We start from the raw sequence: 26107 nt of genomic DNA on the forward strand, positions 1-26107 counted from the left end.
AAAGCTCTGACATAGGTTCCGCCGCCTCGCCGGGGGCCATCGCAAGATGAACCGGGCGAACCAGACCGCAAGGTCCGGGGCTTTAGCTCAGTTGGTAGAGCGCTTGCATGGCATGCAAGAGGTCAGCGGTTCGACTCCGCTAAGCTCCACCAGTTTCCAAGGGGCCGGCTGCGACGCAGCCGGCCCCTTTTGATTTTCCGGACCCTGATCGACTCCGCCCGCCCGCCGCAACGGCGTTTACCCTCAGTTGGTAAGTTGCGGCCTATGTTTCACCGAACGACGCTCAGAACGAGACGGTTAGTGAACATCCAGCATCATGACTTCGCCGTCACGGCCGGTCTCCCCGTCCAACCGACAGCCATCATCGACCAGCTCGAAACAGCGCGTGCGCTGATCGAAAGCCGCTTCTCCGACGCCGGGGGCCGGCTGGCGGGGTCGTTGGAAATGGTGGGACGACTGATCGAATCCCTGGATCGGCTTGAGGTCACCCTGGACGCCAAATCCGTGTCGGACACGACCCAGGACCTGTTGTCCACGGCCGAGGGACTGAACGCCCTGCCGGAGGCCCAGCAGGACCGGATCGCCTATTTCGCCAACATCAAGGTCGCCGGCGCCCAGCTTCAGGCCAATATCGAGTCGATGCGCACAACGCTGCGCTACCTCCGGGCCTTTGCGCTGAACGTCAAGATTACGGCCGGGTCCACCATCCGCGCGTCGGACGAGTTCGCAGGCTTCGCCGAGCGGATGTGCAGCCAGCTGGACCTGGGCGTCGGCCAGCTGGACGAACTGGCCGATCAGCTGACGGATCTGTCGACCCGCCTGCAACAGGCCCTGGAGTTCGAACAGACCCTGAGCGGCAAATACGCCGCCCTGATCCCCGCCGTGCCGGACCGGCTGGCGGTCGACGCCCGCGCCATTCAGCAACAGCACACCCAGATCGCCGACGTCGCCCGTTCGATCGCGGCCATCGCCCGCGACATCCAGACCAAGGTCAGCAAGGCCCTGATGGCCCTTCAGATCGGCGACATCACCCGTCAGCGCATCGAACACGTCCAGCTGGGTCTGCGCGTCGCCAGCCGCCTGGCGGCCCAGTCGGACCTGGCCGAGGAGGCGCGCGACCGCGCCGAACGTCGGCTGTTGCACATGCTGGCCGCCCAAATGTGCGACATCGCGGCCGATTTCGAGGCCGAAGCGGTCAAGGTGACCCAGAGCCTGAACGGCATGGCGGCGGACACGGCCCAGATCCTGGCGGTCAACGCCCTGGGCGGCCGAGGCGGCAAGGGCGGATTGCGCGAACTGGAAGAGAGCCTGGGACACGCGGGCCTTCTCGTCGGCGACGTGACTGCGGCCATGGCCAACGCCCACAGGATCAGCAACGAAACCGTCTCGGCGGTCGAGGCCCTGTCGCGCCGGGTCGGCGCCATCCAGGGCGTCAAGCGTGACATCCAGCAGATGGCCATCAACAGCAGCCTGCGCTCCAACCGCCTGGGCGACATCGGCAAGCCTTTGAGCGTGATCGCCATCGAGCTGAGCAGCCACGCCGGCCAGCTGGAGGAAGAGGCCGATCTGACGCTCAGCTCCCTGAACGCCCTGGCGGGCGTCGCCAATGACAGGCAGGCGGGCGGCGATCAGGACGGGCGGGTGGACGCCGGTCGCCTGAACGGGGTGCGCAGCCGTCTGCGCCAGGCCGCCGACGTGGTCGAGCACGACCTGAGCGGCCTCAGCGACCAGGGCGCCGCCACGGCGCGGTCCCTGACCGTCGCCGCCGAACAGCTGGGGCTGAAGGCCGACATGGGCGACGCCCTTCACGCCGCCGCCGCCGCCCTGGTCGAGGCCGCAGGGCCCGAGGTGGACGACCTGTCCCAGATCGAGGCCGCCCTGGACGAGGCGATGAACGAGATCGGGCGCTGCTATACGATGGCGCGCGAACGGCTGATCCATGCCGAATACGCCGTTCCCAAGGACGCTGCGCCGGAAGGCGAAGAGGCTCAGGCCGAGACGGCGGCCGTCGAAGCGGCGCCGGCCGAGGCGGACGAGTTCGCCGACCTGCTGTTCTGAAGATCACGCAGCCCTGAAATGAGAACGCCGCGCCGACGTCTCCGTCGGCGCGGCGTCAACTGTCGAACAGGCCGAAGACCAGGCCCGGTTCAGCGCGACCGATCGACCGCCATGATTTCGCGCGCGATATGTTCCAGCGCCATGATCTTTTGGGCGGCGCCCCGGGCGATGGCCTCCTTGGGCATGCCGAAGACGATCGAGCTGGCCTCGTCCTGGGCCACGGTCACGGCGCCGGCCTCCTTCATCTCCAGCAGGCCGCGCGCCCCGTCGTCGCCCATGCCGGTCATGATGACCCCCATGGCGTTGCGGCCGGCGGCGCGGGCGGCCGAGCGGAACAGGACGTCCACCGAGGGCCGGTGACGCGACACGGGCGGACCGTCCTTGATCGCCACCTGATAGCGGGCGCCCTGGCGTTCCAGCAGCATGTGTTTGTCGCCGGGCGCGATCAGAACGTGGCCGCGCAGGACGGGATCGCCGTGCTGGGCCTCCTTGACCTCGACCTCGCACAGGCTGTTCAGCCGTTTGGAGAAGGCGGCGGTGAAACCGGCCGGCATGTGCTGGACGATGACGATGCCCGGCGCATTGGCCGGCAGGGCCTGCAAAACCTCTCGCAGGGCTTCCGTGCCGCCGGTGGAGGCGCCCAGACAGGCGACCATTTCGGTGGTGCGGGCCATGGCCGCGCCGCTGGGCGGCGGCAGCATGGCGTCGGCCGTCAGCTTGGTGCCGGGATCCAGCGTCCGGGCGGTCGGGCGGCGGGCGCCGACGCGGGCGCGGGCGGCGGCCTTGACCACGTCGCGGATTCGATCGCCGCTCTCGGCCAGATGGTCCGCCGCCCCGATGCGCGGCTTCAGGATGATGTCGACGGCGCCGGCTTCGAGCGCCTGCATCAGGGTCTCGGAGCCCGCCTCGGTCAGGGAGGAGCACATGACCACCGGGATCGGGCGCTGAGACATCAGTTTCCGAAGGAAGGTGATGCCGTCCATGCGCGGCATTTCCACATCCAGGGTGATGACGTCGGGCACGTCCTCGGCGATGCGGCGGGCGGCGACGAAGGGATCGGACGCCACCCCCATGACTTCGATCTGCGGATCCGCCGACAGCACGTCCACCAGGGTCTGGCGCACGCTGGCGGAATCGTCGATCACCAGAACACGAACCTTGGGCATGAGGTCAGGTCTTCCGGAAGATGGTGTTGGCGACGGTGACCAGCGGCAGTTCGATGCCGGTGATGCTTTCCGAATGGCCGATGAACAGATAGCCGCCGGGCCGCAGACGGGCGCACAGACGGTTCAGAACCTTAGCCTGGGTCTGTTTGTCGAAATAGATCATGACGTTGCGGCACATGATCATGTCGAAAGGATCGCCGACCGAATAGGCCTCGTCCATCAGGTTCAGCCGCGCCAGCGACAGCTTGGACCGCAGGGACGGATGAATGCGGCTTTCGCGGCGGCTGGCGTCGCGCGCCCTCATCACCCAGCGCTTCATGTCCGCCGGCACGGGCGTCAGCATTTCGTCGGGATAGACGCCGCGCAGGGCCGTCTCCAGCACCTCGGTCGACAGATCGGTGCCCAGGATCTGATAGTCCGGCCCGCCCTCTTCGTCGGCGAACTTCTGCAGGACCATGGCCATCGTATAGGGCTCGGCGCCCGTGGAACAGGCCGCGCTCCAGGCGCGGATGCGACGCTGCCCGGCGGCCTTGAACTCGGGCAGGACGTGGCTGGCCATATAGTCGAAATGGCGCGGCTCGCGGAAGAAGTCGGTCTTGTTGGTCGTGACCGCGTCGATCAGGAAGACGGACTCGGTCTCCAGACCGCCGTCCTTGAACAGATAGTCGCAATAGCGGTCGAAGGTCTCATGGCCGGTGACGCGCAGCCGGCGACGCAGCCGTCCCTCCAGCATGGTGCGCTTCGACGAGGGCATCTTGATGCCGCTGTAGTCATAGATGTAGCGCGCCAACCGTTCGAAGTTGCGGGCGCTGATCTGATCAAGCGTGGGGGCGGACCGTTCTAGCGCCGCTTGGGACAAGGCGTTTCTCTCTTCTTTTTTATGGGCCGTTCGCGCCGCCCTCAGGCGGCGCGTTCGACAGGGGCGAAGGCGGCGAGATCGGCCGCATCGCCAGTGGTGGACAGGAGGCGAGGCAGGTCGATCAGGACGACGAAGCCGTCGTCGCGCCGCACCACGCCGGAGATATAGTCCGAGCGCCATTTGACGCCGATGTCGGGCGAGGGCTCGATCTGGTCGGCGGCGAAGCTGGTCACCTCGAACACCCGGTCGGCGACCAGACCCAGGCTCAGGGTCCGGTCCTCCAGCGGGATGTCCAGGACCAGGATCCGGGTGTTCAGGGTCGGTTCGACCGGCGCCATCCCCAGGCGGATCCGCAGATCCGCCGTGGGAACGCCCTGGCCGCGCACATCGGTCAGACCCATCAGATAGGCGGGGCTGTTGGGGATGCGCGACGGGGGCTGATAGGTCAGGATCTCCCGCACCAGCCCGACCGGGGCGGCGAAGACCTCCTCGCCCAGGCCGAAGGTGACGTATTGACCTTCAGCCGCACCCGCTTTTTCCACGGGGCCGGACATCAGGCGCTCTCCCGGAAGTCCATGTCCTCGGCGTCGGCGCCGCCGCTGGTCAGGTCCAGGGCGAAGCCCTGGGCCCGGGCCTGCTGGGCGTGGACCGGAGACTTGGCCGAAGACGGGGCCGCCGATTTGGCGACCGGACGGGCGGCGGGCTTGGGCGGCGACTTGAAGGTCGAGGCGCGGGCGGGAGCTCGGGCCGGAGCCCGTCCGCTGCGGCCGCCGGCCGAGTCGGTGCGGAAGAAGGCGATGGAGGCCTGAAGCTCTTCGGCCTGGGCCGCCAGTTCTTCCGAGGTCGCCGACATCTCTTCCGAGGCGCCCGCATTCTGTTGCGTCACCTTGTCGAGCTGCTGAATGGCCTCGTTGATCTGGTTGGCGCCGACGTCCTGTTCGCGGCAGGCGGCGGAGATTTCCGAGACCAGTTCGGCGGTCTTGCGGATGTCCGGCACCAGGCGCTGCAGCATGTCGCCGGCCTCTTGAGCGGCCTTGACCGTGTCGCCCGAGACCGCGCTGATCTCGGCGGCGGCCGTCTGGCTGCGTTCGGCCAGTTTGCGCACTTCCGAAGCCACGACCGCGAAGCCCTTGCCGTGTTCCCCGGCGCGGGCGGCCTCGACCGCCGCGTTCAGGGCCAGCAGATCGGTCTGACGCGCGATCTCCTGCACGATGCCGATCTTGTCGGCGATGGTGCGCATGGCGTCCACCGCGCGGGTCACGGCCTCGCCGCTCAGTTCGGCGTCCTTGGCCGACTGGCGCGAGATCTTTTCGGTCTGGGCGGCGTTGTCGGCGTTCTGTTTGATGTTGGCAGCCATCTCCTCCATCGAGGCCGAGGCCTGTTCGGCGGCGGCGGCCTGTTCGGTCGCGCCCTGGCTCATCTGCTCGGAGGTGGCCGACAGTTCCTGGCTGCCCGAGGAGACGTTGTCGGCGGCCGACAGGGCGTCGGCGACCACGCCGCGCAGGCGTTCCACCATCGACTGCAGCGACAGGCCCAGGGTGTCCTTGTCCGACAGGGGCTTGGGCTGGACCGTCAGGTCGCCTTGGGCGATCTCGTCGGCCATGGCGGCGGTGGCGCGCAGATTGGCCGTCATGCGATCGACCGTATCGACCAGATCCTTGATCTCGTCATTGGTCGTGACCTTGATGTCCTGATCCAGGTCGCCGATGGCGACCGCCTCAATGGCCGTGGAGACCTTGCGCAGGCCCAGGGTGACGGTGCGCGAAATCCACAGGGCGGCGACCACGCCGATGACCAGTCCGGCGACCACCAGGGCGATGAACATCGTCCGGGCTTCGGCGAAGACCTTGTCGCCTTCGACGCTGGCGGCCTTGCCGCCGTCGACGTTCAGGTTCACGAGCTTCAGCAGGTCGGCCGACATGTCGTCATACAGCGGCTTGCTGGAAAGCATGGCCTGGGCGGCGGCCTCGTTCTGATTGACGCGCGAGAAGGTCAGCATCCGCTCGCCGTCCCGCAGATAGTTTTCGAACTTGCCGGCGAACTGATTGTAGAGCGCCCGCTCGTCGTCCGAGGAGATGAGGGTCTCATACTTCGCCCGTTCGCTCTTGATCGTGTCGAGCGTGGCGGCGATGTCCTTTTCGACCTCGGCCATGCGCGCCGGATCGGTCGAGGTGATGTGGGCGTACTGCTGGGCCCGCAGGTCCGAAGTCGCCGTATTGATGCTGTGGATGGCGTCGATGCTCGGCATCCAGTTTTCGGTGATGACGGTCGACTGGTCGTTGACCGCGCTCATCTTCATGACGCCGACGACGCCGAGAATGAGGGAGATCGCCAGGACGGCGGCGAAGGCGCCGGCCAGTTTTGCTTTGATCGTTAAGCGCATTTCATAGCCCCTTTTTCTGATGTCAGGCCGGTGAAGGTCCGAAGGTGGATGCGGACGACGTTCGTCCGGTCGTGGTTGCAAGGCACAGGCGCGGATCGCGTGAACCGGGCGAAGGCGATGGGCCTGCCATCAGGCGCTCTCCCGGAAGTCCATGTCCTCGGCGTCGGCGCCGCCGCTGGTCAGGTCCAGGGCGAAGCCCTTGGCCCGGGCCTGTTGGGCGTGGACCGGGGATTTCGCAGGGGACGCCGACTTGCCGACCGGACGGGCGGCGGACTTGGCGGGCGCCTTGAAGGTCGAGGTGCGGGCGGGGGCGCGGGCCGGAGCCCGTCCGCCGCGACCGCCGGCCGAGTCGGTGCGGAAGAAGGCGATCGAGGTCTGAAGCTCTTCGGCCTGGGCCGCCAGTTCTTCCGAGGTGGCCGACATCTCTTCCGAGGCGCCCGCGTTCTGTTGCGTCACCTTGTCCAGCTGCTGGATGGCCTCGTTGATCTGGCTGGCGCCGACGTCCTGTTCACGGCAGGCGGCGCTGATTTCCGAGACCAGTTCGGCCGTCTTGCGGATGTCCGGCACCAGGCGTTGCAGCATCTCGCCCGCTTCCTGGGCGGCCTTGACCGTGTCGCCAGAGACCGCGCTGATTTCGGCGGCGGCCGTCTGGCTGCGTTCGGCCAGTTTGCGGACCTCGGAAGCGACGACGGCGAAGCCCTTGCCGTGTTCCCCCGCGCGGGCGGCCTCGACCGCCGCGTTCAGGGCCAGCAGGTCGGTCTGGCGCGCGATCTCCTGCACGATGCCGATCTTGTCGGCGATGGTGCGCATGGCGTCCACGGCGCGGTTGACCGCCTCGCCGCTGGCCTCAGCGTCCCTCGACGACTGACGCGAGATCTTCTCGGTCTGGGCGGCGTTGTCGGCGTTCTGTTTGATGTTGGCGGCCATCTGCTCCATCGAGGCCGAGGCCTGTTCGGCGGCGGCGGCCTGTTCGGTGGCGCCCTGGCTCATCTGTTCGGAGGTGGCCGACAGCTCCTGGCTGCCCGAGGAGACGTTGTCGGCGGCCGACAGGGCGTCGGCGACCACGCCGCGCAGACGCTCCACCATCGACTGCAGCGACAGGCCCAGGGTGTCCTTGTCCGACAAGGGCTTGGGCTGGACCGTCAGATCGCCCTGGGCGATCTCGTCGGCGATGGCCGCCGTCGTGCGCAGGTTCAGCGTCATCCGTTGCAGGGCCTGGCCCAGGATGTCCTTGTCCGACAGGGGCTTGGGCTCGACGCTCAGGTCGCCCACGGCGATCTGATCGGCCATGGCGGCGGTGGCGCGCAGGTTCCGGGTCATGCCTTGCAGCGACAGACCCAGGGTGTCCTTGTCCGACAGGGGCTTGGGCTCGACGCTCAGGTCGCCCATGGCGATCTGATCGGCCATGGCGGCCGTGGCCCGCAGATTGTCGGTCATGGTGTTGAACACCTCGACCAGATCCTTGATCTCATCGTTCGACTTAATTTCGATCCGCTGATCCAGATCGCCGATGGCGACGGCGTCGGCGACCGTCATCAGACGGCTGAGGCCGGCGCTGACGCCCAGGGCGATCCACAGGGCGAAGGCGACGGCCATGGCCAGGGCCGCGATCGTCAGACCGATGACCAGGTTGCGGGTTTCGGCGTATTGCGCCTTGGCGTCCTCGTCCGCCTTGACCATGGCGGCCTCATTGCGCGTGACGATCTTGTCGAAAATTTCGCTCATCTCGACCGCGATCTCGCGGCCTTCACCATTGGACAGGGCCACGGCCTGGCTGTTCTGGCCGGCGCGGACCAGATCGGCCATGCGGCCTTCCATAGCGCCCATTTGCGCCAAAAGAGTTTTCAGCCTCTGCCAATCGGGCTTGTTGGCCTCAGCCGCCTTTTCCTCGCCGACGGCGAGAAGCTCGGCCATCGACTTGCGCGCCGCATCGCCCGCCTCGACATGCCGGCGCATCTCTTCCGTGGTTGTGGAAAGGATCAGGTTCTTTTCGGCCCGGATCGATTCCAGCAGACGGATATTGGCCGACTGCGACGTCTCCAGCCGTTTGGCCGGACCCGAGATCACCTCATGCATTGTCTCATCGAGCCGCCCCAGGCTGTGCATCCCCAGAACGGCCACGCCGATAAGCAGGGCGATCATCAGTCCGAAGCCGGCGGCCAGTTTGGCCTTGATGGTGAAGCGCATGGCGGGAGTCCTTTCTGGACCGGTCAATGACGGGTGGCGGACGCGGTCGACTGGCGAGCGTCGTGCTGTTGGTTGAAGAGGGTCTGGAGGGCGGGAACGACGATGAATTCGCCGTCGCGCTTGACCAGGCATTGGATGAACTCGGGCCGCCAGCGCATGCCGACGCTGGGCGGGGCCTCGGCGTCGGCGCGGGCCAGGGTGGTGACCTCATGGACCTTGTCGGTGCGCAGGCCGACCAGGGTCGGCTCTCCGTCCAGATCGATCTCGATGACCACGATGCGGCTGTCGATGGTGGGCTCGCCCCGCTCCATGGCGAAGGCGACGCGCAGATCCGACAAGGGAATGACCTTGCCGCGGAAGTTGATCACGGCGCCGGCGAAGGCGCCGGCCCCCGGCACCACCGTCTCGGGCGCCAGGTCCATGATCTCCTGCACCGCGACGGCCTCCAGGGCGAACAGTTCGCCGTTCAGCTCGAAGGTCAGGACCTCCATCTGCTCCGCGCCGGTCCAGCCGGTGGTTTCAGCCGTCTCGCTCATACCGCCTCACGCATCTGCGCCTCCTGCTGCTGGCCCTTGGCGACCAGGTGGCCCACGTCCAGGATCAGGGCGACGCCGCCGTCGCCCAGGATGGTGGCCCCCGAGAAGGTCGGCAGGCCGGAATGAAGCTTGGACATCGACTTGATCACCGTCTGGTGGTCGCCGATGATCTGATCGACGACCAGGCCGATCCGCTCTGCGCCGGTGGAGACGACCACCACCTTCTGATGCAGTTCGGGCGGGGTGCCGGTGTCGAACATCTCGCGCAGGCGCAGGAAGGGCACCAGGCTGTTGCGCAGGGAGATGAAGCTGCGGCCGCGCGAACGCAGATCCTCGTCCAGCGACAGCTCCAGACACTCCTCGACCGCGTCCAGCGGAATGACGTAGCGGCCGTGGCCGACGCGAACCAGAAGGCCGTCGATGATGGCCAGGGTCAGGGGGATGCGCAGCGACACCTCCGACCCCTCTCCGGGCCGGCTGGCGATGTCGATGGAGCCGCGCAGGCCCTCAATGGTGCGTTTGACCACATCCATGCCGACGCCGCGGCCCGACAGGTTGGTGACCGCCGCCGCCGTCGAGAAGCCGGGATGGAAGATCATCTGCAGCAGGTCATGGTCGCTGATCGCCGCGCCGGGCTCGATCAGCCCCTGGCTCTCGGCCTTGGCGCGGACGCGGTCGCGGTCGATGCCCCGGCCGTCGTCGCGGATGGTGATGACCACTTCGCCGCCCGACTGATGGGCCGACAGGCGGATGCGGCCCGTAGCCGGCTTGCCGGCGGCGGCCCGGTCCTCGGCCGTTTCCAGACCGTGGTCGGCGGCGTTGCGGATCAGGTGGACCAGGGGGTCGGCCAGACGCTCGATGACGGTCTTGTCGATCTCGGTGCTCTCGCCGTCGGTCGACAGTTCGATCGCCTTGCCCGTCTCGCGCGCCAGGTCGTGGACCAGGCGGCGGAAACGGCCGAACAGGGTCGAGACGGGCACCATCCGCAGCACCATCATGGTGTCGCGCAGTTCGCCGGACAGGCGCTCGATTTCTTCCGACACGGCGCGCAGGGCCACGTCGGTCCCGCCGGCGGCGATCTGGCTCAGGCGGGACTGGGCGATGACCAGTTCGCCGACCCGGTCCATCAGCTCATCCAGGCGGTCGGCCGGAACGCGCACGCTCTCAGCAGCCTTGGCGGCCTTGGCGCCGCCTGCTTCAGCCGGTTCGGCGGCGGGCGCAGCAGGGGCGACGGCGGCGGGCTTGGCCGCCGAAACCGGAGCCTGAGCCGGCTCGGCGGCGGCCTGGACCGGGGCGTCTTGGGGGGCGGCTTGGGGGGCGGCTTGGGGGGCGGCTTGGGGAGCCTCTTGCGGGGCGGCGGCTTCGGCGTCCACCGCTTCGATGCTCAGGGTCATCTCGTCCATGACGAAGATGAAGACGTCCTCGATCGCCGAGCGGCCGTGCTCGGTCGTCAGGGTGACGGTCCAGCCCAGATGGAGGTCGGTCGGCTCCATCCGGCTGAGCGGCGGCACCCGCGAGGTATCGACCACCACATGGGCCTCGCCCAGGTCGCGCAGCTCGTTCAGCAGGGCCAGGGGGTTGGCGCCGTTGCGGAAGGCGTCGGCGGGCAGTTCGAACTTCACGCGCCAGGTCGTCGCGCCGGCCTTCGGGGTCTCCGGCGCGGCGGCGCCGTCAGCCTCGCGCACTGCGCGCTCCAGATCGGCCAGCAGGGCGTCGCCTGCGGCGCCGTGATCGCCCGACGGATCCTCCAGCAGCTGTCGCATGTGGTCGCGGGCGGCCAGAACCGCAGAGACCAGATCCGTGGTCGCCGCCACCTCGCCCTTTCGGACCCGGTCGAAGGCGGTTTCGCAATGGTGGGTGAAGCCGGCCAAGGCGTCGAAGCCGAACATGGCCCCCGACCCCTTCAGCGTGTGCAGGCCGCGGAAGACGGCGTCGACCAGATCCCGGTCTTCGGGACGATCCAGCAGGTCCAGCAGGCCCTGTTCGATCAGTTCCAGGTTCTCGCGCGCCTCAACCTGGAAGATGGCGATGGCTTCGTTCATCGGCCCAGCACCTTCTTAGCGATCCGCACCAGCTGGTCGGGATCGAACGGTTTGGTCAGCCAGCCCGTGGCGCCCGCGGCCTTGGCCCGCGCCTTCATGCCCTCGTCGGACTCGGTGGTCAGGAAGACGATCGGCACGCCCATCTGTTCGGGCATGCGGCGCATCTCTTCGATCATGGTCAGGCCGTCCATGACCGGCATGTTCAGATCGGTGATGATCAGGTCGAAGGCGCTGGCCTTGGCCTTGGCGATGCCCTCGGCGCCGTCGCCGGCCTCGGCGACCGAATAGCCGGCGCCGGTCAGGGCGATCTTCAAGGCCATGCGGATGCTGGGCGAGTCGTCAACGGTCAGGATGGAAGCCGTCATTGAACCGATCCTTCATGAAACCAGAACCGCAGGTCGTCCTCGGACGCCTCGGTCAGAAAACCCGCCGCTTCCAGCACCGGGCGAAACGCCTCGCCCGGATGCGCCAGGCTCAAGGTCTTGCCGACGGCCTGGGCCTGACGGCGCGCCGCCTCGATCAGCTGGACGCCGCACAGATCGACGGCCTGATCCTCGACCAGGTCCAGGGTGACGGCGTCGTCCTCTTCGAAGGCGTCCAGAATGGACTGGCGCAGACCCGCGACATTGCGAACCACCAGGGCCGCATCCACCAACACTCGTCTCATCCATCCCCCGCACGGCTATGGCGCTACAACTGGAAGCATCATTGACGTGGATGGTTAAATGCCGCTCAAGCTTGCCATACGCAGATGTACCTAGACTTGCGCGGGCAATATTTCACCGGCCCGATTTACTCCGACTTCATCTCCGTGCGGCATACTGAGGAGCTGAATCGTGTTGAGTGTTTAGGAGTTCAATGTTGAACAGGTTCGCTCCTCAAGCCGAGACGGCTTACGAAGGCGATGCTTTTCACGCCCAACTCGCAGAAGCTTGTCCAGCGAATGTATGGCTGCTTAACCCCTCCGGTCGAATAGTCTACATCAACAGCGCGGCGCGGCGACTTCGAACTTCCGCTCCGAACGACCCCGCCCAGGATTGGCGCGACATATGGCCGTCCGCCTGCCGCGCCTCGGTGGATCTTGCGGTCAGGGAGGCGCGGGCCGGTCGCGCCTTCTCCTTCCGCGCCCGGCTTTCCAGGTCCGAAGGCGCTGAGGACGGCGCGGGCCTCTATCTGAACACCCTGGTCAGCGCGGTCCGCGACGATCAAGGCCGGATCGTGCGGCTGTTGGCCAAGTCGGAGGACGTGACGGCCGAGACGGAATCGAGCGCCTTTCTGAATACGGTCATCGATGTCCTGCCCCTGGCCCTGACGGTCAAGGACGCCCGGACCGGACGCTTCATCCTGGCCAACAGGGCCGCAGAGACCCTGTTCGACCGGGTGGGGGGCCTGGCGGGGCTGAAGCCCGCCGAGGTCCTGCCTTCGAGCCTGGCCGAATGGACGGCCGCCGCCATGACCAGAGGCCGAGAGACCGCCGTGCATGAGGATCACGGCCGCGGCGGCGTCCGCTATCTGGAGGCGACCAAGGTCGCCACCTATGACGACGACGGTCTGCGCCATCTGATCGGCCTGGCGGAAGACGTGACCCAGAGACAGCGAGACGCAGACGCCCTGCGATCCGCCCTGGAGCAGGCCGAACGCGCCAATCACGCCCGCAGCGCCTTCATATCGAACATCACCCACGAGATCCGCACCCCGCTGAACGGGGTGATCGCCGGCGCCGACCTTCTGGACAGTCGCGCCGACACCGTCGACATCCGCGAGATCGCCGCAATGATTCGGGCCTCGGCGACGTCGCTTCAGCACCGTTTCGAGGATCTGATGGCCGTGTCGCGCATGGGCGCTGCGCCCAGCGCGCCCAAGGCCGGGCCGTTCGAGCCGACCGCCTTCGCCGAACAGCTTGTCGCGCCCCACCGCGCGGCGGCGGAGGCCAAGGGTCTGGCCCTGCATCTCGAGATTTCGCCCGACCTCCCGGCCCGGCTGTTGGGCGACGCGGAGGCCCTGGGGCGCATCCTGACGCCCCTGTTGCAGAATGGACTGAAGTTCACCGACCGGGGCGAGATCCGCCTGAGGATCGAAGGCCGCGAGAACGGCGTGATCCGTTTCGCCTGTCTGGATACGGGCGTCGGCTTCGCGCCTGAAAAGAAGGACGCCCTGTTCACCCCCTTCCATCAGAGCGACGACGCCCTGACGCGGCGCTTCGGCGGCATGGGGCTGGGTCTGGCCCTGGCGCGCGAGCAGGCAAGGGCTATGGGCGGCGAGGTGGACGGCGAACCGCGCGAGGGCGGGGGCTCGGTCTTCTGGCTGGACATCCCCCTCGCCGCCGTCTGCGACGACCCGGGGGCTGCGGCGGCGCAAGGGCGAATGAACGTCCTGGTCGTCGACGATCACCCCACCAACCGGCGGATCGTCGAGATGATGCTGGACGGCGTCGCCGACGTGGTCATGGCGGAGGACGGGGTGGAGGCGGTGGAGGCCGTGGAGCGCGAACGGTTCGACCTGATCCTGATGGACATCCAGATGCCTCGGATGGACGGAATCACGGCGGTCGCTCGCATTCGCGACCGGGAACAGGCTGCGGGTCGGCCGCCGGCGCCCATCATCATGCTGACGGCCAATACCCAGGCGGAGCATGTGGCCGCCTGTCGGGAGGCCGGGGCGAACCGTCACCTGGGCAAGCCCTTCACCTCCGCCGGGCTGTTCGGCGAAATCCAGGCCGTCATGGGTCACTGACGGAAACGCGCGTCATCGCGGGCGGAACCTTGGCCTTTCGCCGCGCGCTTGAGGCGGATGGTCTCTACGATCGAGAAGCTGAACCTGGAGGCGATCGAACAGTCGCCGGTCCTGCGGATCGCCGGGGCCAGCCTGACCGTCGGCGGTCTGGTCGGCGCAGGCGTGATCCTGATCGCCGCCTTCTGCGTCAGCTGGCTGATCACCCGCGCCCTGCGGCGCGTGCGCGAACGGGCCGAACGCAGCCGTCAGGCCCTGTATCTGCTGGAGCGGCTGTCCGGCTATGCGGTGATCATACTGGGCGTCATGGCGGCCCTGTCGACGGCGGGGCTGAACCTGTCGTCCCTGGCGGTCTTCGCCGGCGCCCTGGGCATAGGCGTGGGTCTGGGCCTGCAAGGGGTGGTCAAGGAGTTCGTCTCGGGCCTGTTCCTGATATTCGACCGGATGGTCTCTGTCGGCGACTATATCGAGATCGAGGACATCGGCATTCGCGGCGCCATCATGGAGATCGGGCCGCGCGCGACGCGGGTCAGGACCAATGACAACGTCAATGTCCTGGTGCCCAATTCGCGGCTGATCGAACAGCCGGTCACCAACTGGACGCTGAAGGGCGACACCCGGCGGATCCATGTCCCCTTCGCCGTCGCCTATGGATCGGATCGGGGCAGGGTGCGCGAGGCGGTGCTGGCCTGCGCCCGGTCCAGCCCCTTCACCCTGCCCGAGACCGAGGCGCGCAAGAGCCAGGTCTGGCTGGTGGGGTTCGGCGACAAGGGGCTGGAGTTCGAGCTGCTGGTCTGGCCGACGCGCGAGGCGGTCAAGCGACCGGCGGCCATGCACGCCGCCTATACTTGGCTGATCGCCGACGCCCTGGACGGCGCCGGCATCGAAGTCCCCTTTCCCCAGACCGACCTGCGGATTCGCAGCGCCTTCGGCCTGGAGGGCGACGAGGCGCTGGGCCGGTTCGGCTACGGCGATCGTGCGTGGTCGGCGACGAACCGCCCCGCCCCGCCGCCCGGTCCGGCCCAGGGTCAGACCTCCGGCGCCAACAATGACGCCGCCGAGGACCTGATGCTGGCCGAAGACGAGGACGGGCCGCTGGAGCGCGCGCCCGACCTCCCACCGGGGCGAACGGGGGGCTGAAGGCTTTTCCGTCCCGACACCCGGCGCTCACCCGAGGGCGACGGACGCTGATTGGCGTCAGTGTGCGGCCTTCGCCTTAAGTCGATAGGCGTGAAGCAGGGGCTCGGTATAGCCGTTCGGCTGCTCCACCCCTTGGAACACCAGGGCGCGGGCCGCCTGATAGGCCAGGTTTGTATCGGGGCTGGCGTCCGGATCGGGCGCCATGGGACGATACAGCGGGTCGCCGGCGTTCTGGGCGTCCACCTTGTCGGCCATTCTCAGAAGGGCCGCGTCCACCTGTTCGGCGGTGCAGACGCCGTGCAACAGCCAGTTGGCGATATGCTGGGAGCTGATCCGCAGGGTGGCGCGGTCCTCCATCAGGCCGATGTCGTGAATGTCGGGCACCTTGGAGCAGCCGACCCCCTGGTCGATCCAGCGGACGACATAGCCCAGAATGCCCTGGGCGTTGTTGTCCAGCTCGGCCTTCACCTCCTCCTCGGACCAGTTGACGCCGTTCGCCAGGGGCGGGGTCAGCAGATCGTCCAGCCCCGGCGTCGGCCGCGTCGCGACCTCGGCCTGGACGGCGAAGACATCGACCGCGTGATAGTGGAGCGCGTGCAGGGTCGCGGCCGTCGGGCTGGGCGTCCAGGCGGTGTTGGCGCCGGTCCTGGGGTGGCCGATCTTCTGCTCCAGCATGTCGGCCATCCGGTCGGGGGCGGCCCACATGCCCTTGCCGATCTGGGCCTTGCCCGACAGGCCGCATTTCAGGCCGATGGCGACGTTGCGCGCCTCATAGGCGGCGATCCAGGCGCTGGACTTGACGTCGCCCTTTCGCACCACCGGGCCGGCCCGCATGGCGGTGTGGATCTCGTCTCCGGTGCGGTCGAGGAAGCCGGTGTTGATGAAGACGATCCGGTCCCTCACCGCATGGATGCAGGCGGCCAGATTGGCCGAGGTGCGGCGCTCCTCGTCCATCACCCCGACCTTGATCGTGTGGCGCGGCAGGGCCAGCAGATCCTCGACCGCGTCGAACAGACGGTTGGTGAAGCCGCACTCGTCCGGCCCGTGCATCTTGGGCTTGACGATATAGACCGAGCCGGTCGCGCTGTTGGACAGCCCGCCCAGCCCCTTGATGTCGTAGAGCGCGATCAGGCTGGTGACGACGGCGTCCAAAATCCCTTCCGGCGCCTCGGACCCGTCCGGCAGCCGGACGGCGGGGGTGGTCATCAGATGGCCGACGTTGCGCACGAACAGCAGCGAACGCCCCTTCAGCGTCAGGGTCGAACCGTCCGGCGCGATGAAGGCCCGGTCCGGGTTCAGGCGGCGGGTCAGGGTCTTGCCGCCCTTGTCGAAGGTCTCGACCAGGTCGCCCTTCATCAGACCCAGCCAGTTGCGATAGGCGCAGACCTTGTCCGCCGCATCGACGGCGGCCACCGAATCCTCCAGGTCGCAGATGGTGGTCAGGGCCGATTCCAGCACAACATCGGCGATTCCGGCCGGATCGGTGCGCCCGACCGGATGGGCGCGATCGACGATCACCTCGATATGGAGGCCGTTGTGGCGGAACAGGCGCGAGCCTTCCGTCCGTCCCACGAACTGGGCTGCATCCTTCAGCACGACGGCGTCCGCCTCGGTCAGATCGGACCATGAGCCTTGGGCCAGAGGCACGGCCTCGTCCAGAAACGCCTTGGCGCGGGCCACGACCCGGGCGCCGCGTTCGGGATCATAGCCGCCGCCTTTCGGCAGGTCGCCCAGGGCGTCCGTCCCGTAAAGGGCGTCATACAGACTGCCCCAGCGGGCGTTGGCCGCGTTCAGCAGGAAACGGGCGTTTAGAATCGGGACCACCAGCTGCGGCCCCGCCATCCGGGCGATCTCGGCGTCCACCCCGGTCGTGCCGATGGTGAAGGGCTGAGGCTCTTCAACCAGATAGCCGATCTCGCGCAGGAAGGTCTGGGCGGCGGCGACGTCATAGGGCCGGCCTCGACGCCCGTCGTGCCAGTCGTCGATCCGGGCCTGAAGGGCGTCGCGATGGGCCAGAAGGGCGCGGTTTTCCGGGGCGAACCGGGCGAAGACGGCCGCCGTTCCCGACCAGAAGCCCGCCGGGTCCAGACCCAGGCCCGGCAAGACCTCCTGTTCGATCAGGCCCGCGAGTTCGGCCGCGACCTGCAATCCAGCGCGATCTTCATAAACGGTCATGGGGAACCCTTTCCGGCGGCGGCCAGGCTGTAACAATGCGTGATCACGTAAGCCGACCACGCCGGGCTTCGCAAGGGTCACGTCGCGTCAGCCCCTTCGCTTTTCGTCTAGGGGCGCGCGGGGGCTCGGTGGCCCCTTGCCGAGGGCGCGTCGGGCGTCATGATCGGCGGTCATGAGCCTGTTTCGCCCCCTTCGCCTCTACGGCGTCCTCCTCGCCAGCCTGGGGGTGGTGATCGCCGTCGCCCTCTTCACCCCTGTGGCCGACGACGCCTTGACCCGGACGGCCTATGGCTGGATCGCCGGGGTCGCGGTCTTCATCGCCGCCACCCTGGCGCGGATGGCACGGGCCCAGGACGCCGATGCGATCCGCCGGCGCGCCGCCGCCCTGGATCAGACCGGCGCGGCCGTCCTGCCGCTCAGCCTTCTGGCGGCGGCGGCCAGCGTCGTCGTGGTGGTCGGCGAGGCGCGCAGCCACGGCTCTCCCCTGACGGGCGGCCTGCTGGCCCTCGGGACGGTCGCCCTGTCCTGGACCTTCATCCATCTGATGTTCGCCCTGCACTACGCCCACGCCTTCTATCAGCGGGACCACGAGGGCGGGGACCGCGGCGGCCTGATGTTTCCCGGCGAGACCCAGCCCGACTATTGGGATTTTCTGCATTTCGCCCTGATCATCGGCGTAGCCTGCCAGACGGCTGATGTGCAGATCAGCGACCGGGGGGTCCGTCGGCTGTCCAGCGTCCACAGCCTGACCGCCTTCGTCTTCAACACCGTGATCGTGGCCCTGGCGGTCAATCTGGCGGTGGGCGCCCTGGGTGCGGGGTGATGGGGCGGGGTGACGGGCGCGGACTGAGCCCGCCGGTCACAAAGGCTTAACCGCGTCCGTGAACGGGACTGCAAGCCCAGGCGGCTAGAAGGGGGATCACGGACGACATCGCGTCCGGATCGCCGAAGGCGTCGCGCCCATGCTGTTTCTTCTGAACGACGTCGTGTTCGACCTGGACGAGGCCTGCCCGGTCACGCCCGCCGACGCGCGCCGGTTCGAGAAGCTGGGCTTCGACTATGTGCTGGAGCTGGGTTGCGAGCTGTTCGCCGAGGATCCGCTGCTGCACCGCAACGATCCCGCTCGGGCGCGCCGCCTGGCCTGGCTGATCGCCGAGCGCAGCCCGGACGTCAACGCCGCCCTGTTCGCCGCGCCCGAGGCCGGGTGCAATCCCGATCTGGTCGAGCCGCGCTTCTGCACCCTGCCCGACGCCGTCATGGGACAGCTGCACGACAAGGGCCGTCGCCTCGACGCGATCGCCGCCGATCGCGCCGTCTGGAACCGTCTGGCCGCTTGACGCGGCGGCCTTCAAACCCGCGTCAGAGCGCCGTGAACAGGATGTGCACGACGGCGGCCACGGCGAAGATGAAGCCGAAGCCCATCGCCAGCCCTACGGCCGGGTGCATCTTGTGCGGGCGCTCGTAGGACGAGCGATCGAGGCCGGAAACGCGGTCTTGTGGATGGATCACAGCCATCGTCTTTTCCTTTCCCTATGAACCCGGATCGCTCCGGGAGAGGAACGCCCGGCTCTGACGGCCTGATCTCTTCCTCAGAGCCGAGCATGACTCCAATAGCCCCTGATGGCGAGGGGTTATTTGATGTGGCGCAAAGGCGCAGCGACGGGCAGGATTCTTCGCGTAATCTGCACGCGGCTCTTTACGATCCCGCACAACCTTTGCGACAACTCAGGTTGTCGGGGGAGACGGGATGGACGTCAGTCCCATTCGGCGGGGACGGGGAACAAGCCATGAAACGATCGGGACTGGTCGCCGTATTGGCCGCCGCCTTAGCGACGCTGAGTCTGACGGCGACGGCGGCGCGCGCCGATTGGCTGAAGGCCGAAAGCGAGCGATTCATCGTCTATAGCGAAGGCAGCGAACGGTCGCTCCGGGACTATGTCCAGAAGCTGGAGACCTTCGACCGTGTGATGCGCTATCGGTCCGGCCTGCCCATGGACCAGGCGCCGCTGCGCAAACTGCCGATCTATCTGGTCGGCTCACGCTCCGGCATGCTTCGGGTCAATCCCGCCACGCCGCAGAATGTCGTGGGCACCTATTTCCCCACTTCGGAAGACATCTTCGCCGTCGCGATCCGAGGCGAAAACAACGAGATACTGCTGCACGAATATGTGCACCATTTCATGCTCGAAAGCGCCCCCGCCGCCTATCCGGGTTGGTTCGTCGAAGGCTTCGCCGAATACTATATGACCGCGGAAATCGAGGCGGATGAGGTTCAGCTGGGCGGTTACAGCGAGAATCGGGCCTATTGGCTGGTCAACGGCACATGGCTGCCGCTTGAGGTTCTGTTGCGCTCTCGTCCCGGCGAGGTCAGGCGCAGCAGCTATCGTGAGACCTATTATCCGGTCGCCTGGCTGCTGACCCACTGGTTCTTCAGCGACCCCGACCGCCTGCGACAGCTGAGCGCCTATCTGATGGCCGTGTCGGACGGTGAAGATCCGGTTGAGGCCATGGAGAGCGCCACTGGCCTGAGCCTGGCCCAGCTTCGCTCCGAGCTTCGCCAATATCTGATGAGCCGCCGGCTGATGGGGCGGGTGATCAAGAGCGACTTTCCGGCGGCCGACATCGTCGTCACGCGCCTGCCCCGATCCGCCAATGATCTGCTGCTCATCAATCAGAGACTGAAGATCGGGGTGAAGGACGAGGATCGTGCGGCCCTGGGCCAGGAGGTGGCGCGGATCGCCGCGCGTCACGGCGATGACCCCCTGGCCCTCTTGGCCGCCGGTCACGCCGGCCTGCATTTCGGCGACACGGTGGCGGGCGAACGGGCGCTGCAGCGGCTCGTCGAACTGGAGCCCGACAATGTCGAAGCCCTGCAATTCCTGGCCGAGGAACGGTTGCGCCTGGCGGAAGCAGCGGAGGATGAGGCGGAACGTGTGTCACTGAAGCGAGAGGCCAGGGTCTATCTGGGTCGAGCCTACGCCGCGACGGACAACGATTATCGAACCCTGATGCTGATCGCCGAGATGAGACACGGCGAGCCGGGCTATCCCAACGACAACGACATGCTCACGCTCGGTCTGGCCTTTGAGCGGGCGCCGCAGTTGGCGGGGGTTCGTCTGAACTATGCCGACGCCCTGATCCAACGGGATCAAAAGGATGAAGCGATCGCCGTGCTGAAACCCCTGGCGAACAATCCCCACGGCGGGGCGGCGTCTGACCGGGCGGCGCAGATGATCGCGGCGCTCAACAACGGCGAGGCCGTGCCGACCCTCGACGGCCTTACGGAGGACGCCGCCGCCGTCGAGCCCGAGCCTTCGCCGGAAGACGAACCGGAATCGCCCCCGGCGCCCGCCGGCGAGTGACTTTCTGCGCCGGGCGCGCTAGTCGCGCGCCATGTCCTCACTGACCCTGCCTGAAGAAGCCGCGCGCCGGCGGACCTTCGCCATCATCGCCCACCCGGATGCGGGCAAGACGACCTTGACCGAGCATATCCTGCTGGCCGGGGGCGCCATTCGCGCGGCCGGCGCCGTGCGGGCGCGGGGCGAGAACCGGCGGACCCGGTCCGACTGGATGAAGATCGAGAAGGAGCGCGGCATTTCCGTCAGCGCCTCGGTCATGACGTTCGAGCACGACGGCAAGATGTTCAACCTGCTCGATACGCCCGGGCACGAGGACTTCTCGGAAGACACCTATCGCACCCTGACCGCCGCCGACTGCGCCATCATGGTGCTGGACGCCGCCAAGGGGATCGAGCCGCAGACGCTGAAACTGTTCGAGGTCTGTCGTCTTCGGGACATTCCGATCATCACCTTCATCAACAAGCTGGACCGCGAGGCCCAGGATCCGATGGCCCTGCTGGACGACATCGCCTCGCGGCTGCAACTGGACCCGGCGCCCATCTGGTGGCCGGCCGAGAGCGGCAATCGTCTGCGCGGCATGGTCGAGGTCGGGACCGGCCGGTTCCAGCCCTATGCCCGCAAGGCCGCCGGCGCCGCCGAGGATCCCGACCATCCGCCCGCCCTGCCCCTGGACCAGGCGGCCCAGTATTTCGAGGCGGGCGAGCGGGCGGCCCTGAGCGAGGCGGTGGAGCTGGTCGAGGGCGGCTATCCGGCCTTTGACCGTCAGGCCTTCCTGGAGGGCCATCTGACGCCGGTCCTGTGGGGTTCGGCCCTGCGCCATTTCGGCATAGACGAACTGCTGAAGGCCATCGGCGACTGGGCGCCGGCGCCCAAGGTCATGAAGGCGCGGAAAGAAGCCCCGCCCGAGACCCGCAACGCCCCGGCGCCCGTGGAGACGACGGTGGAGCCCGGCGCCGAAGAAGTCACCGGCTTCGTCTTCAAGGTCCAGGCCAATATGGACCCCAACCACCGCGACCGGATCGCCATGTTCCGCATGGCCTCGGGCGCCTTCAAGCGCGGCATGAAGCTGAAGGTCCAGAACACCGGCAAGTCCCTGTCGGTCAATGCGCCGATCATGTTCTTCGCCAGTGACCGGGAACTGGCCGACGACGCCTTCGCCGGCGATGTGATCGGCATTCCGAACCATGGCGTGCTGCGGGTCGGCGACAGCCTGTCGGAGAGCGGGTTGGTGCGGTTCGCCGGCCTGCCGAACTTCGCCCCGGAAATCCTGCAACGGGTCCGGGTCAAGGATCCGCTGAAGGCCAAACATCTGAAGAAGGCGCTGGAGGGCCTAGCCGAGGAAGGCGTGACCCAGCTGTTCCGCCCGGAGATCGGGGCCGACTTCATCGTCGGCGCCGTGGGCCAGCTGCAGTTCGAGGTCATGGCCGACCGGCTGGGCGAGGAATACGGCCTGGACGTCGTCTTCGAACCCAGCCCCTACGCCGAAGCGCGCTGGATCGCCCCGACCTCCGACGCGTCCGACGCCGATCTGGAGGACTTCATGGGCAAATATCGCCCCCAGATGGCCCGCGACATCGACCAGGCCCCGGTCTTCCTGGCCAAGTCCAGCTGGGAGACCGGCTATGTCGGCGAACGCTTCCCCAAGGTGGCCTTCACCAAGACCAAGGAGCGGGGTTAGCCCCGCGCCATGGCGTCTTCGATGATCTTTGTCGCCTTGTCAGGCCCCAGGCCATAGGCGACGGCGGTGCGGAACCGGCCGTCGGGCCCCATCAGATAGACGGTCAGGGAGTGGTTCATCGTATAGCCCTCCCCCTCGCCGACCTTTTCATAATAGGCGCGGTAGGCCTTGGCCGCCTGGGCCACCTGGTCCGGCGTTCCGGTCAGGCCGATGGTCCCCTTGGGGAAGCCGTCTGAGGACAGATAGTCCTTCAGCTGCTGAGGCGTGTCGCGTTCGGGGTCGATGCTGACGAAGACGATCTGGAGATCGTCGGCCTTGTCGCCCAGCCGCTGCTGCACCGCGGCCAGCTCGGCCAGGGTGGTGGGGCAGAATTCGGGGCAGTAGGTGAAGCCGAAGAAGACCAGGCTCCATTTGCCGTTCAGCATGGTCTGATCGACCGGACGCCCGTCCTGGTTCACCAGTTGGAAGTCGCCGCCGACCAGGGGCTGGCCGGTCGCGCCGATCTCGCCCCGGGTCGCGCTGGGCCGATTGCCGACCACCACCACGGTGACGATGGCCAGGGCGGCGGCGATGGCGAGACAGGCGCCGGCGAACAGCAGGATGGAACGACGCGGCATGACGACCTCTGACGAAAACCTCGGCCCCGGTCTATAGAAGGCCCGTGACCTCGACAGAAGACCACATCGCGCCGCACGGGCGGCCGTCCCTTTCAGAGGGGGCGGCCGTGGACAGCGCCCTGTCGCAGCCCGGCCCCGCCGACGGCGCCCGTAGGGGACGCGGCTTTTCCCTGCGGACTTTGATCGTCCTGCGCTGGCTGACCATACTGGGGCAGAGCGCGGCGATCCTGACGGCGTCTCAGGGGCTGCATTTCCCCCTGCCGCTGTGGCCCTGTCTGATCGTCATCGCCGTCAGCGCTGCGGTGAACGTGGGCGCCATGGCGCGGGTGCGGCGGCTGGAGGCCAGCCTGCCAGACGGACGCACCACGGCCCTGCACCTGGGGTTCGACATTTTTCAGCTCAGCCTTCTGCTGGGCCTGACCGGCGGGCTGGAGAACCCCTTCTGCCTGCTGCTGGTGGCGCCGGTGACGATCGCCGCCGCCGCCCTGCCCGCGCGCCAGGCCGTGGCGCTGGGCCTTCTGGCCCTGATCGCCGTGGGGGTGCTGTTCTTCTGGTCTGAGCCCCTGCCCTGGCGTCCGGGAGAGAATTTTCACCTGCCCCTGCTCTATCGGCTGGGGATGGCCATGGCCCTGGTGACCGGTGTGGTCTTCACCGCCGGCTACGCCTGGCGGGTGGCGGCCGACGCCGAGAAGCTGGAGCTGGCCCTGGCCACGACCCAGGACGTGCTGCAGCGCGAACAGAGACTGGCGGCCCTGGGCGGTCTGGCGGCGGCCGCGGCCCATGAGTTGGGCACGCCGCTGGCCACCATCCAGGTCGTAGCCAAGGAACTTCAGCGCGCCTCGGCGCCCGACAGCGACGCCGCCGAGGACGCGGCCCTGATCCTGCAACAGGCCGAACGGTGCCGGGGCATACTGGCCCAGCTGTCGCGCCGGCCGGAGGGGGACGACGCCCTATACGCCGACGTGGCTCTGAAGGCCCTGCTGGAGGAGGTGGTCGAGCCGCACCGGGGCTTCGACCTGGCCTTTGAGGTCCTGGTCAAGACCCCGCCCGGCCAGCCGGCCCCGCGCGTGCGCCGCCTGCCCGAGGTGGTGCACGGCCTGTCGACCCTGGTCGAGAACGCCGCCGACTTCGCCGCCTCCACCGTGCGGGTCCAGGCCCAGGTCGACGCCGGCTGGATCGAGATCGCCATTCTGGACGACGGGCCGGGCTTTCCCAGCGACATCCTGCCCCGGCTGGGCGAGCCCTATGTGACCAGCCGCCCGCACGGCAAGGCGCGCCTGGCCCTGGCGGCCCAGATCGCCGCTGCGGCCTCCGGCGCCGGGCGCGGCGGGCCGGAGACCACGGTCGCCCCCAGCCAGGGCGGCATGGGCCTGGGCTTCTTCATCGCCCGCACCCTGCTGGAGCGGACCGGCGGGGTGGTCAGCGTGGGCCAGGGCCTGCCGCGGCCGGGCGCCGCCCCCGACGGCCGCGCCCCCCTGCGCGGCGCGCGTGTGGCGGTGCGATGGGCCCGTCCGGCGCTGGAGGTGGCGGCCTGAGCGCGTCCAAACCCCGTCCCCGCCCGTATTGGGTCGAAGCGTCGCAGGCGGCCGCTCGCCCTTGACCGAACGACTTCCGGCCCCGACTTGATTCAGCAGGAGAACAGAATGCCCGAGCTTGAGACCCGCATCGCCGCCCTGCCCGACAAGTCCCTGCTGCTGCTGGACGACGACCAGGCCCTGCGCACCCGGATGGGACGGGCGCTGGAGGCGCGCGGCTTCGAGGTGACCACCGCCGCCTCGGTCGCCGAGGCTCAGCTGCGGCTGAACGAAAAGGCCCCGGCCTTCGCCGTCCTGGACATGCGGCTGGAGGACGGCAACGGGCTGAAGATCGTCGAGGCGGTGCGCGAGCGGCGCGAGGACGCCCGGATCGTGATGCTGACCGGCTACGGCGCCATCGCCACGGCGGTTGCGGCGGTCAAGGCCGGCGCCGTCGATTATCTGTCCAAGCCCGCCGACGCCGACGACGTGGTCAAGGCCCTGCTGGCGAGCGGCGACGCGGCCCCCGAGCCGCCCGAAAACCCGATGAGCGCCGACCGGGTGCGCTGGGAGCATATCCAGCGGGTCTATGAGCTGTGCGACCACAATGTCTCGGAAACCGCCCGCCGCCTTGGCATGCACCGCCGCACCCTGCAACGCATCCTGGCCAAGCGCGCGCCGCGGTAAGGGGCGAGGGCGGAGCCGGGGCCGTGGAGCGGTCGTTTTCGCTTCCCGGTCGATCGTGAGCGAGCTTTCGGGCCGCTGTCTGTGGCTGCTGTCGGCGCGCCCCACCCTTCGCCCAGGTCCGCGACGCCCTGATGAACCAACCGTTCATACGGCCCCCTTCACCGTCTTCGCGGTCACCACATCGTCGGCGCCCCAATCCTCCCGGCCTGATCGTCAGAGGCAGGGTGTTTCATGTTCGGGTGAAAGCGCCTCGGAAGGCTCAAGCCGCGGTTGGACGAACGCAGGTCTGGAGATTTGGGCTATAGGTGGCAGAAATAGTCGAGTGGTTGGAGTAAGGAGCGACCTCCAAGGATGACCACCTATATGCCGCCCCTGCTTCCACTCTCCATTGATCTGGAAACCAAGACTGTCCTGAAAAAGCTCGCGTCAGCGCGCGGCGCGCTTGCCGAACTGAAAGGCGCCGCTGGGTTGGTGCCGAACGAGTCGATCTTGATCAACACCCTGTCTTTGCAAGAAGCAAAGGACAGTTCGGCAATCGAAAATATCATCACGACGCATGATGACCTCTACCGAAGCGATGCACTCGCTGATCGTTTCGCGAGTCTCGCCGCCAAGGAGGTGTTCAGCTACGCCAGAGCCATGAGAGAGGGCTTTGACACCGTTCGCCGAACGGGCTTGATCACAACCAATGATATCCTCGCCATGCAATCTACTTTGGAGCGGAACAAGGCTGGTTTCAGGAAGCTGCCCGGCACAGCTCTTAAGAACGACAAGACTGGAGAGGTGGTCTTCACGCCACCGCAGAGCCACGACGACATTCTCACATTGATGACCAACTTGGAGACGTTCATCAACGATGACGATCTCACCGATCTCGATCCTGACGTGACCCCCGTTTCTCATCCAGCCATAACGAGAGTCCTAGGTTGATCTGAGCTGTGATCGGCTGGGTTGGCAAGAGGCCGGTCTGCGCAGC

Annotated in this window: 22 protein-coding genes and 1 tRNA gene; 11 read left to right on the forward strand and 12 right to left on the reverse strand. The window is 67.6% G+C overall.

From position 1 onward, the window contains the following. Positions 1-76: 76 nt before the first annotated feature. Together GGQ93_RS15545 and GGQ93_RS15550 are read left to right on the forward strand one after the other, a co-directional pair. Positions 77-152: transfer RNA gene (locus GGQ93_RS15545), tRNA-Ala, on the forward strand. Between the two features lie 148 nt (positions 153-300). Then, a complete protein-coding gene (locus tag GGQ93_RS15550; RefSeq protein WP_183218279.1) occupies positions 301-2058 on the forward strand; it encodes a hypothetical protein in 1758 nt (585 codons plus the stop codon). 89 nt (positions 2059-2147) lie between these two features. Here the strand turns inward: GGQ93_RS15550 and GGQ93_RS15555 are convergent, their stop codons facing one another. The 9 genes from GGQ93_RS15555 to GGQ93_RS15595 form a co-directional block, all read right to left on the reverse strand. Beyond that, complete coding sequence (locus GGQ93_RS15555; RefSeq protein ID WP_054764674.1) at positions 2148-3224, reverse strand: protein-glutamate methylesterase/protein-glutamine glutaminase; 1077 nt, start codon at positions 3222-3224, stop codon at positions 2148-2150. A 4-nt stretch (positions 3225-3228) separates the two neighbouring features. Continuing rightward, positions 3229-4083 (reverse strand): CheR family methyltransferase, encoded by an 855-nt coding sequence (locus GGQ93_RS15560; protein ID WP_152949454.1) that lies wholly within the window; start codon positions 4081-4083, stop codon positions 3229-3231. 41 nt (positions 4084-4124) lie between these two features. After that, positions 4125-4637, reverse strand: coding sequence for a chemotaxis protein CheW (locus GGQ93_RS15565; RefSeq protein WP_183218281.1), 513 nt, complete (start codon positions 4635-4637; stop codon positions 4125-4127). Further along, positions 4637-6466: a methyl-accepting chemotaxis protein gene (locus GGQ93_RS15570; RefSeq protein ID WP_183218284.1), complete on the reverse strand. Its 1830-nt coding sequence runs from the start codon at positions 6464-6466 to the stop codon at positions 4637-4639. The genes GGQ93_RS15565 and GGQ93_RS15570 overlap by 1 nt, the downstream gene beginning before the upstream one ends. Before the next feature lie 129 nt (positions 6467-6595). Further along, on the reverse strand, positions 6596-8653 hold the full coding sequence (locus GGQ93_RS15575; protein WP_183218286.1) for a HAMP domain-containing methyl-accepting chemotaxis protein: 2058 nt from the start codon (positions 8651-8653) through the stop codon (positions 6596-6598). A gap of 23 nt (positions 8654-8676) precedes the next feature. Then, positions 8677-9189, reverse strand: coding sequence for a chemotaxis protein CheW (locus GGQ93_RS15580; protein ID WP_182715202.1), 513 nt, complete (start codon positions 9187-9189; stop codon positions 8677-8679). Next, positions 9186-11231, reverse strand: a complete 2046-nt coding sequence (locus GGQ93_RS15585; protein ID WP_183218288.1) for a chemotaxis protein CheA — start codon at positions 11229-11231, stop codon at positions 9186-9188. Before GGQ93_RS15585 ends, GGQ93_RS15580 begins: the two co-directional genes overlap by 4 nt. Then, the gene (locus GGQ93_RS15590) at positions 11228-11596 is read right to left on the reverse strand and encodes a response regulator (RefSeq protein WP_054764668.1); all 369 of its coding nucleotides are present in this window, start codon (positions 11594-11596) and stop codon (positions 11228-11230) included. The genes GGQ93_RS15585 and GGQ93_RS15590 overlap by 4 nt, the downstream gene beginning before the upstream one ends. Beyond that, positions 11593-11898 (reverse strand): STAS domain-containing protein, encoded by a 306-nt coding sequence (locus GGQ93_RS15595; protein ID WP_082382600.1) that lies wholly within the window; start codon positions 11896-11898, stop codon positions 11593-11595. The genes GGQ93_RS15590 and GGQ93_RS15595 overlap by 4 nt, the downstream gene beginning before the upstream one ends. A 191-nt stretch (positions 11899-12089) precedes the next feature. Here GGQ93_RS15595 and GGQ93_RS15600 point away from each other — a divergent pair, with 191 nt between their 5' ends. Both GGQ93_RS15600 and GGQ93_RS15605 read left to right on the forward strand, forming a co-directional pair. After that, positions 12090-13964, forward strand: coding sequence for a PAS domain-containing hybrid sensor histidine kinase/response regulator (locus GGQ93_RS15600; protein ID WP_224764456.1), 1875 nt, complete (start codon positions 12090-12092; stop codon positions 13962-13964). 57 nt (positions 13965-14021) lie between these two features. Next, positions 14022-15101 carry a mechanosensitive ion channel family protein gene (locus GGQ93_RS15605; RefSeq protein ID WP_183218292.1) on the forward strand — a complete coding sequence of 360 codons (1080 nt, stop codon included), beginning with the start codon at positions 14022-14024 and terminating at the stop codon, positions 15099-15101. 57 nt (positions 15102-15158) lie between these two features. Here GGQ93_RS15605 and GGQ93_RS15610 read toward each other — a convergent pair whose 3' ends face one another. Next, on the reverse strand, positions 15159-17276 hold the full coding sequence (locus tag GGQ93_RS15610; RefSeq protein ID WP_183218294.1) for a malate synthase G: 2118 nt from the start codon (positions 17274-17276) through the stop codon (positions 15159-15161). A gap of 172 nt (positions 17277-17448) precedes the next feature. Here GGQ93_RS15610 and GGQ93_RS15615 point away from each other — a divergent pair, with 172 nt between their 5' ends. Continuing rightward, entirely contained in the window at positions 17449-18099 is a 651-nt protein-coding gene (locus GGQ93_RS15615; RefSeq protein WP_152949446.1) for a DUF1345 domain-containing protein, read from the forward strand. Between the two features lie 139 nt (positions 18100-18238). After that, positions 18239-18613 carry a hypothetical protein gene (locus GGQ93_RS15620; protein WP_054764662.1) on the forward strand — a complete coding sequence of 125 codons (375 nt, stop codon included), beginning with the start codon at positions 18239-18241 and terminating at the stop codon, positions 18611-18613. Between the two features lie 22 nt (positions 18614-18635). On the opposite strand, the gene GGQ93_RS15625 is transcribed toward GGQ93_RS15620, so the two are convergent. Further along, a complete protein-coding gene (locus GGQ93_RS15625) occupies positions 18636-18791 on the reverse strand; it encodes a hypothetical protein (RefSeq protein ID WP_183218296.1) in 156 nt (51 codons plus the stop codon). A 272-nt stretch (positions 18792-19063) separates the two neighbouring features. Between GGQ93_RS15625 and GGQ93_RS15630 the strand changes: the two genes are divergently transcribed. Continuing rightward, a complete protein-coding gene (locus GGQ93_RS15630; protein ID WP_183218298.1) occupies positions 19064-20638 on the forward strand; it encodes a tetratricopeptide repeat protein in 1575 nt (524 codons plus the stop codon). A 31-nt stretch (positions 20639-20669) separates the two neighbouring features. Further along, positions 20670-22313: a peptide chain release factor 3 gene (locus GGQ93_RS15635; protein WP_183218300.1), complete on the forward strand. Its 1644-nt coding sequence runs from the start codon at positions 20670-20672 to the stop codon at positions 22311-22313. On the opposite strand, the gene GGQ93_RS15640 is transcribed toward GGQ93_RS15635, so the two are convergent. Then, positions 22310-22930 carry an SCO family protein gene (locus GGQ93_RS15640; RefSeq protein ID WP_183218302.1) on the reverse strand — a complete coding sequence of 207 codons (621 nt, stop codon included), beginning with the start codon at positions 22928-22930 and terminating at the stop codon, positions 22310-22312. The genes GGQ93_RS15635 and GGQ93_RS15640 overlap by 4 nt on opposite strands. Before the next feature lie 44 nt (positions 22931-22974). On the opposite strand from GGQ93_RS15640, the gene GGQ93_RS15645 reads away from it, so the two are divergent. From GGQ93_RS15645 to GGQ93_RS15655, 3 genes are all read left to right on the forward strand, one after another. Further along, positions 22975-24465 carry an ActS/PrrB/RegB family redox-sensitive histidine kinase gene (locus GGQ93_RS15645; protein ID WP_224764455.1) on the forward strand — a complete coding sequence of 497 codons (1491 nt, stop codon included), beginning with the start codon at positions 22975-22977 and terminating at the stop codon, positions 24463-24465. 108 nt (positions 24466-24573) lie between these two features. After that, on the forward strand, positions 24574-25131 hold the full coding sequence (locus GGQ93_RS15650) for an ActR/PrrA/RegA family redox response regulator transcription factor (protein WP_054764658.1): 558 nt from the start codon (positions 24574-24576) through the stop codon (positions 25129-25131). A 351-nt stretch (positions 25132-25482) separates the two neighbouring features. Continuing rightward, positions 25483-26061: a Fic/DOC family N-terminal domain-containing protein gene (locus GGQ93_RS15655; protein WP_183218304.1), complete on the forward strand. Its 579-nt coding sequence runs from the start codon at positions 25483-25485 to the stop codon at positions 26059-26061. Positions 26062-26107 lie beyond the last annotated feature (46 nt).

The sequence above is a fragment of the Brevundimonas aurantiaca genome (assembly GCF_014199955.1).
GTDB lineage: Bacteria > Pseudomonadota > Alphaproteobacteria > Caulobacterales > Caulobacteraceae > Brevundimonas > Brevundimonas aurantiaca.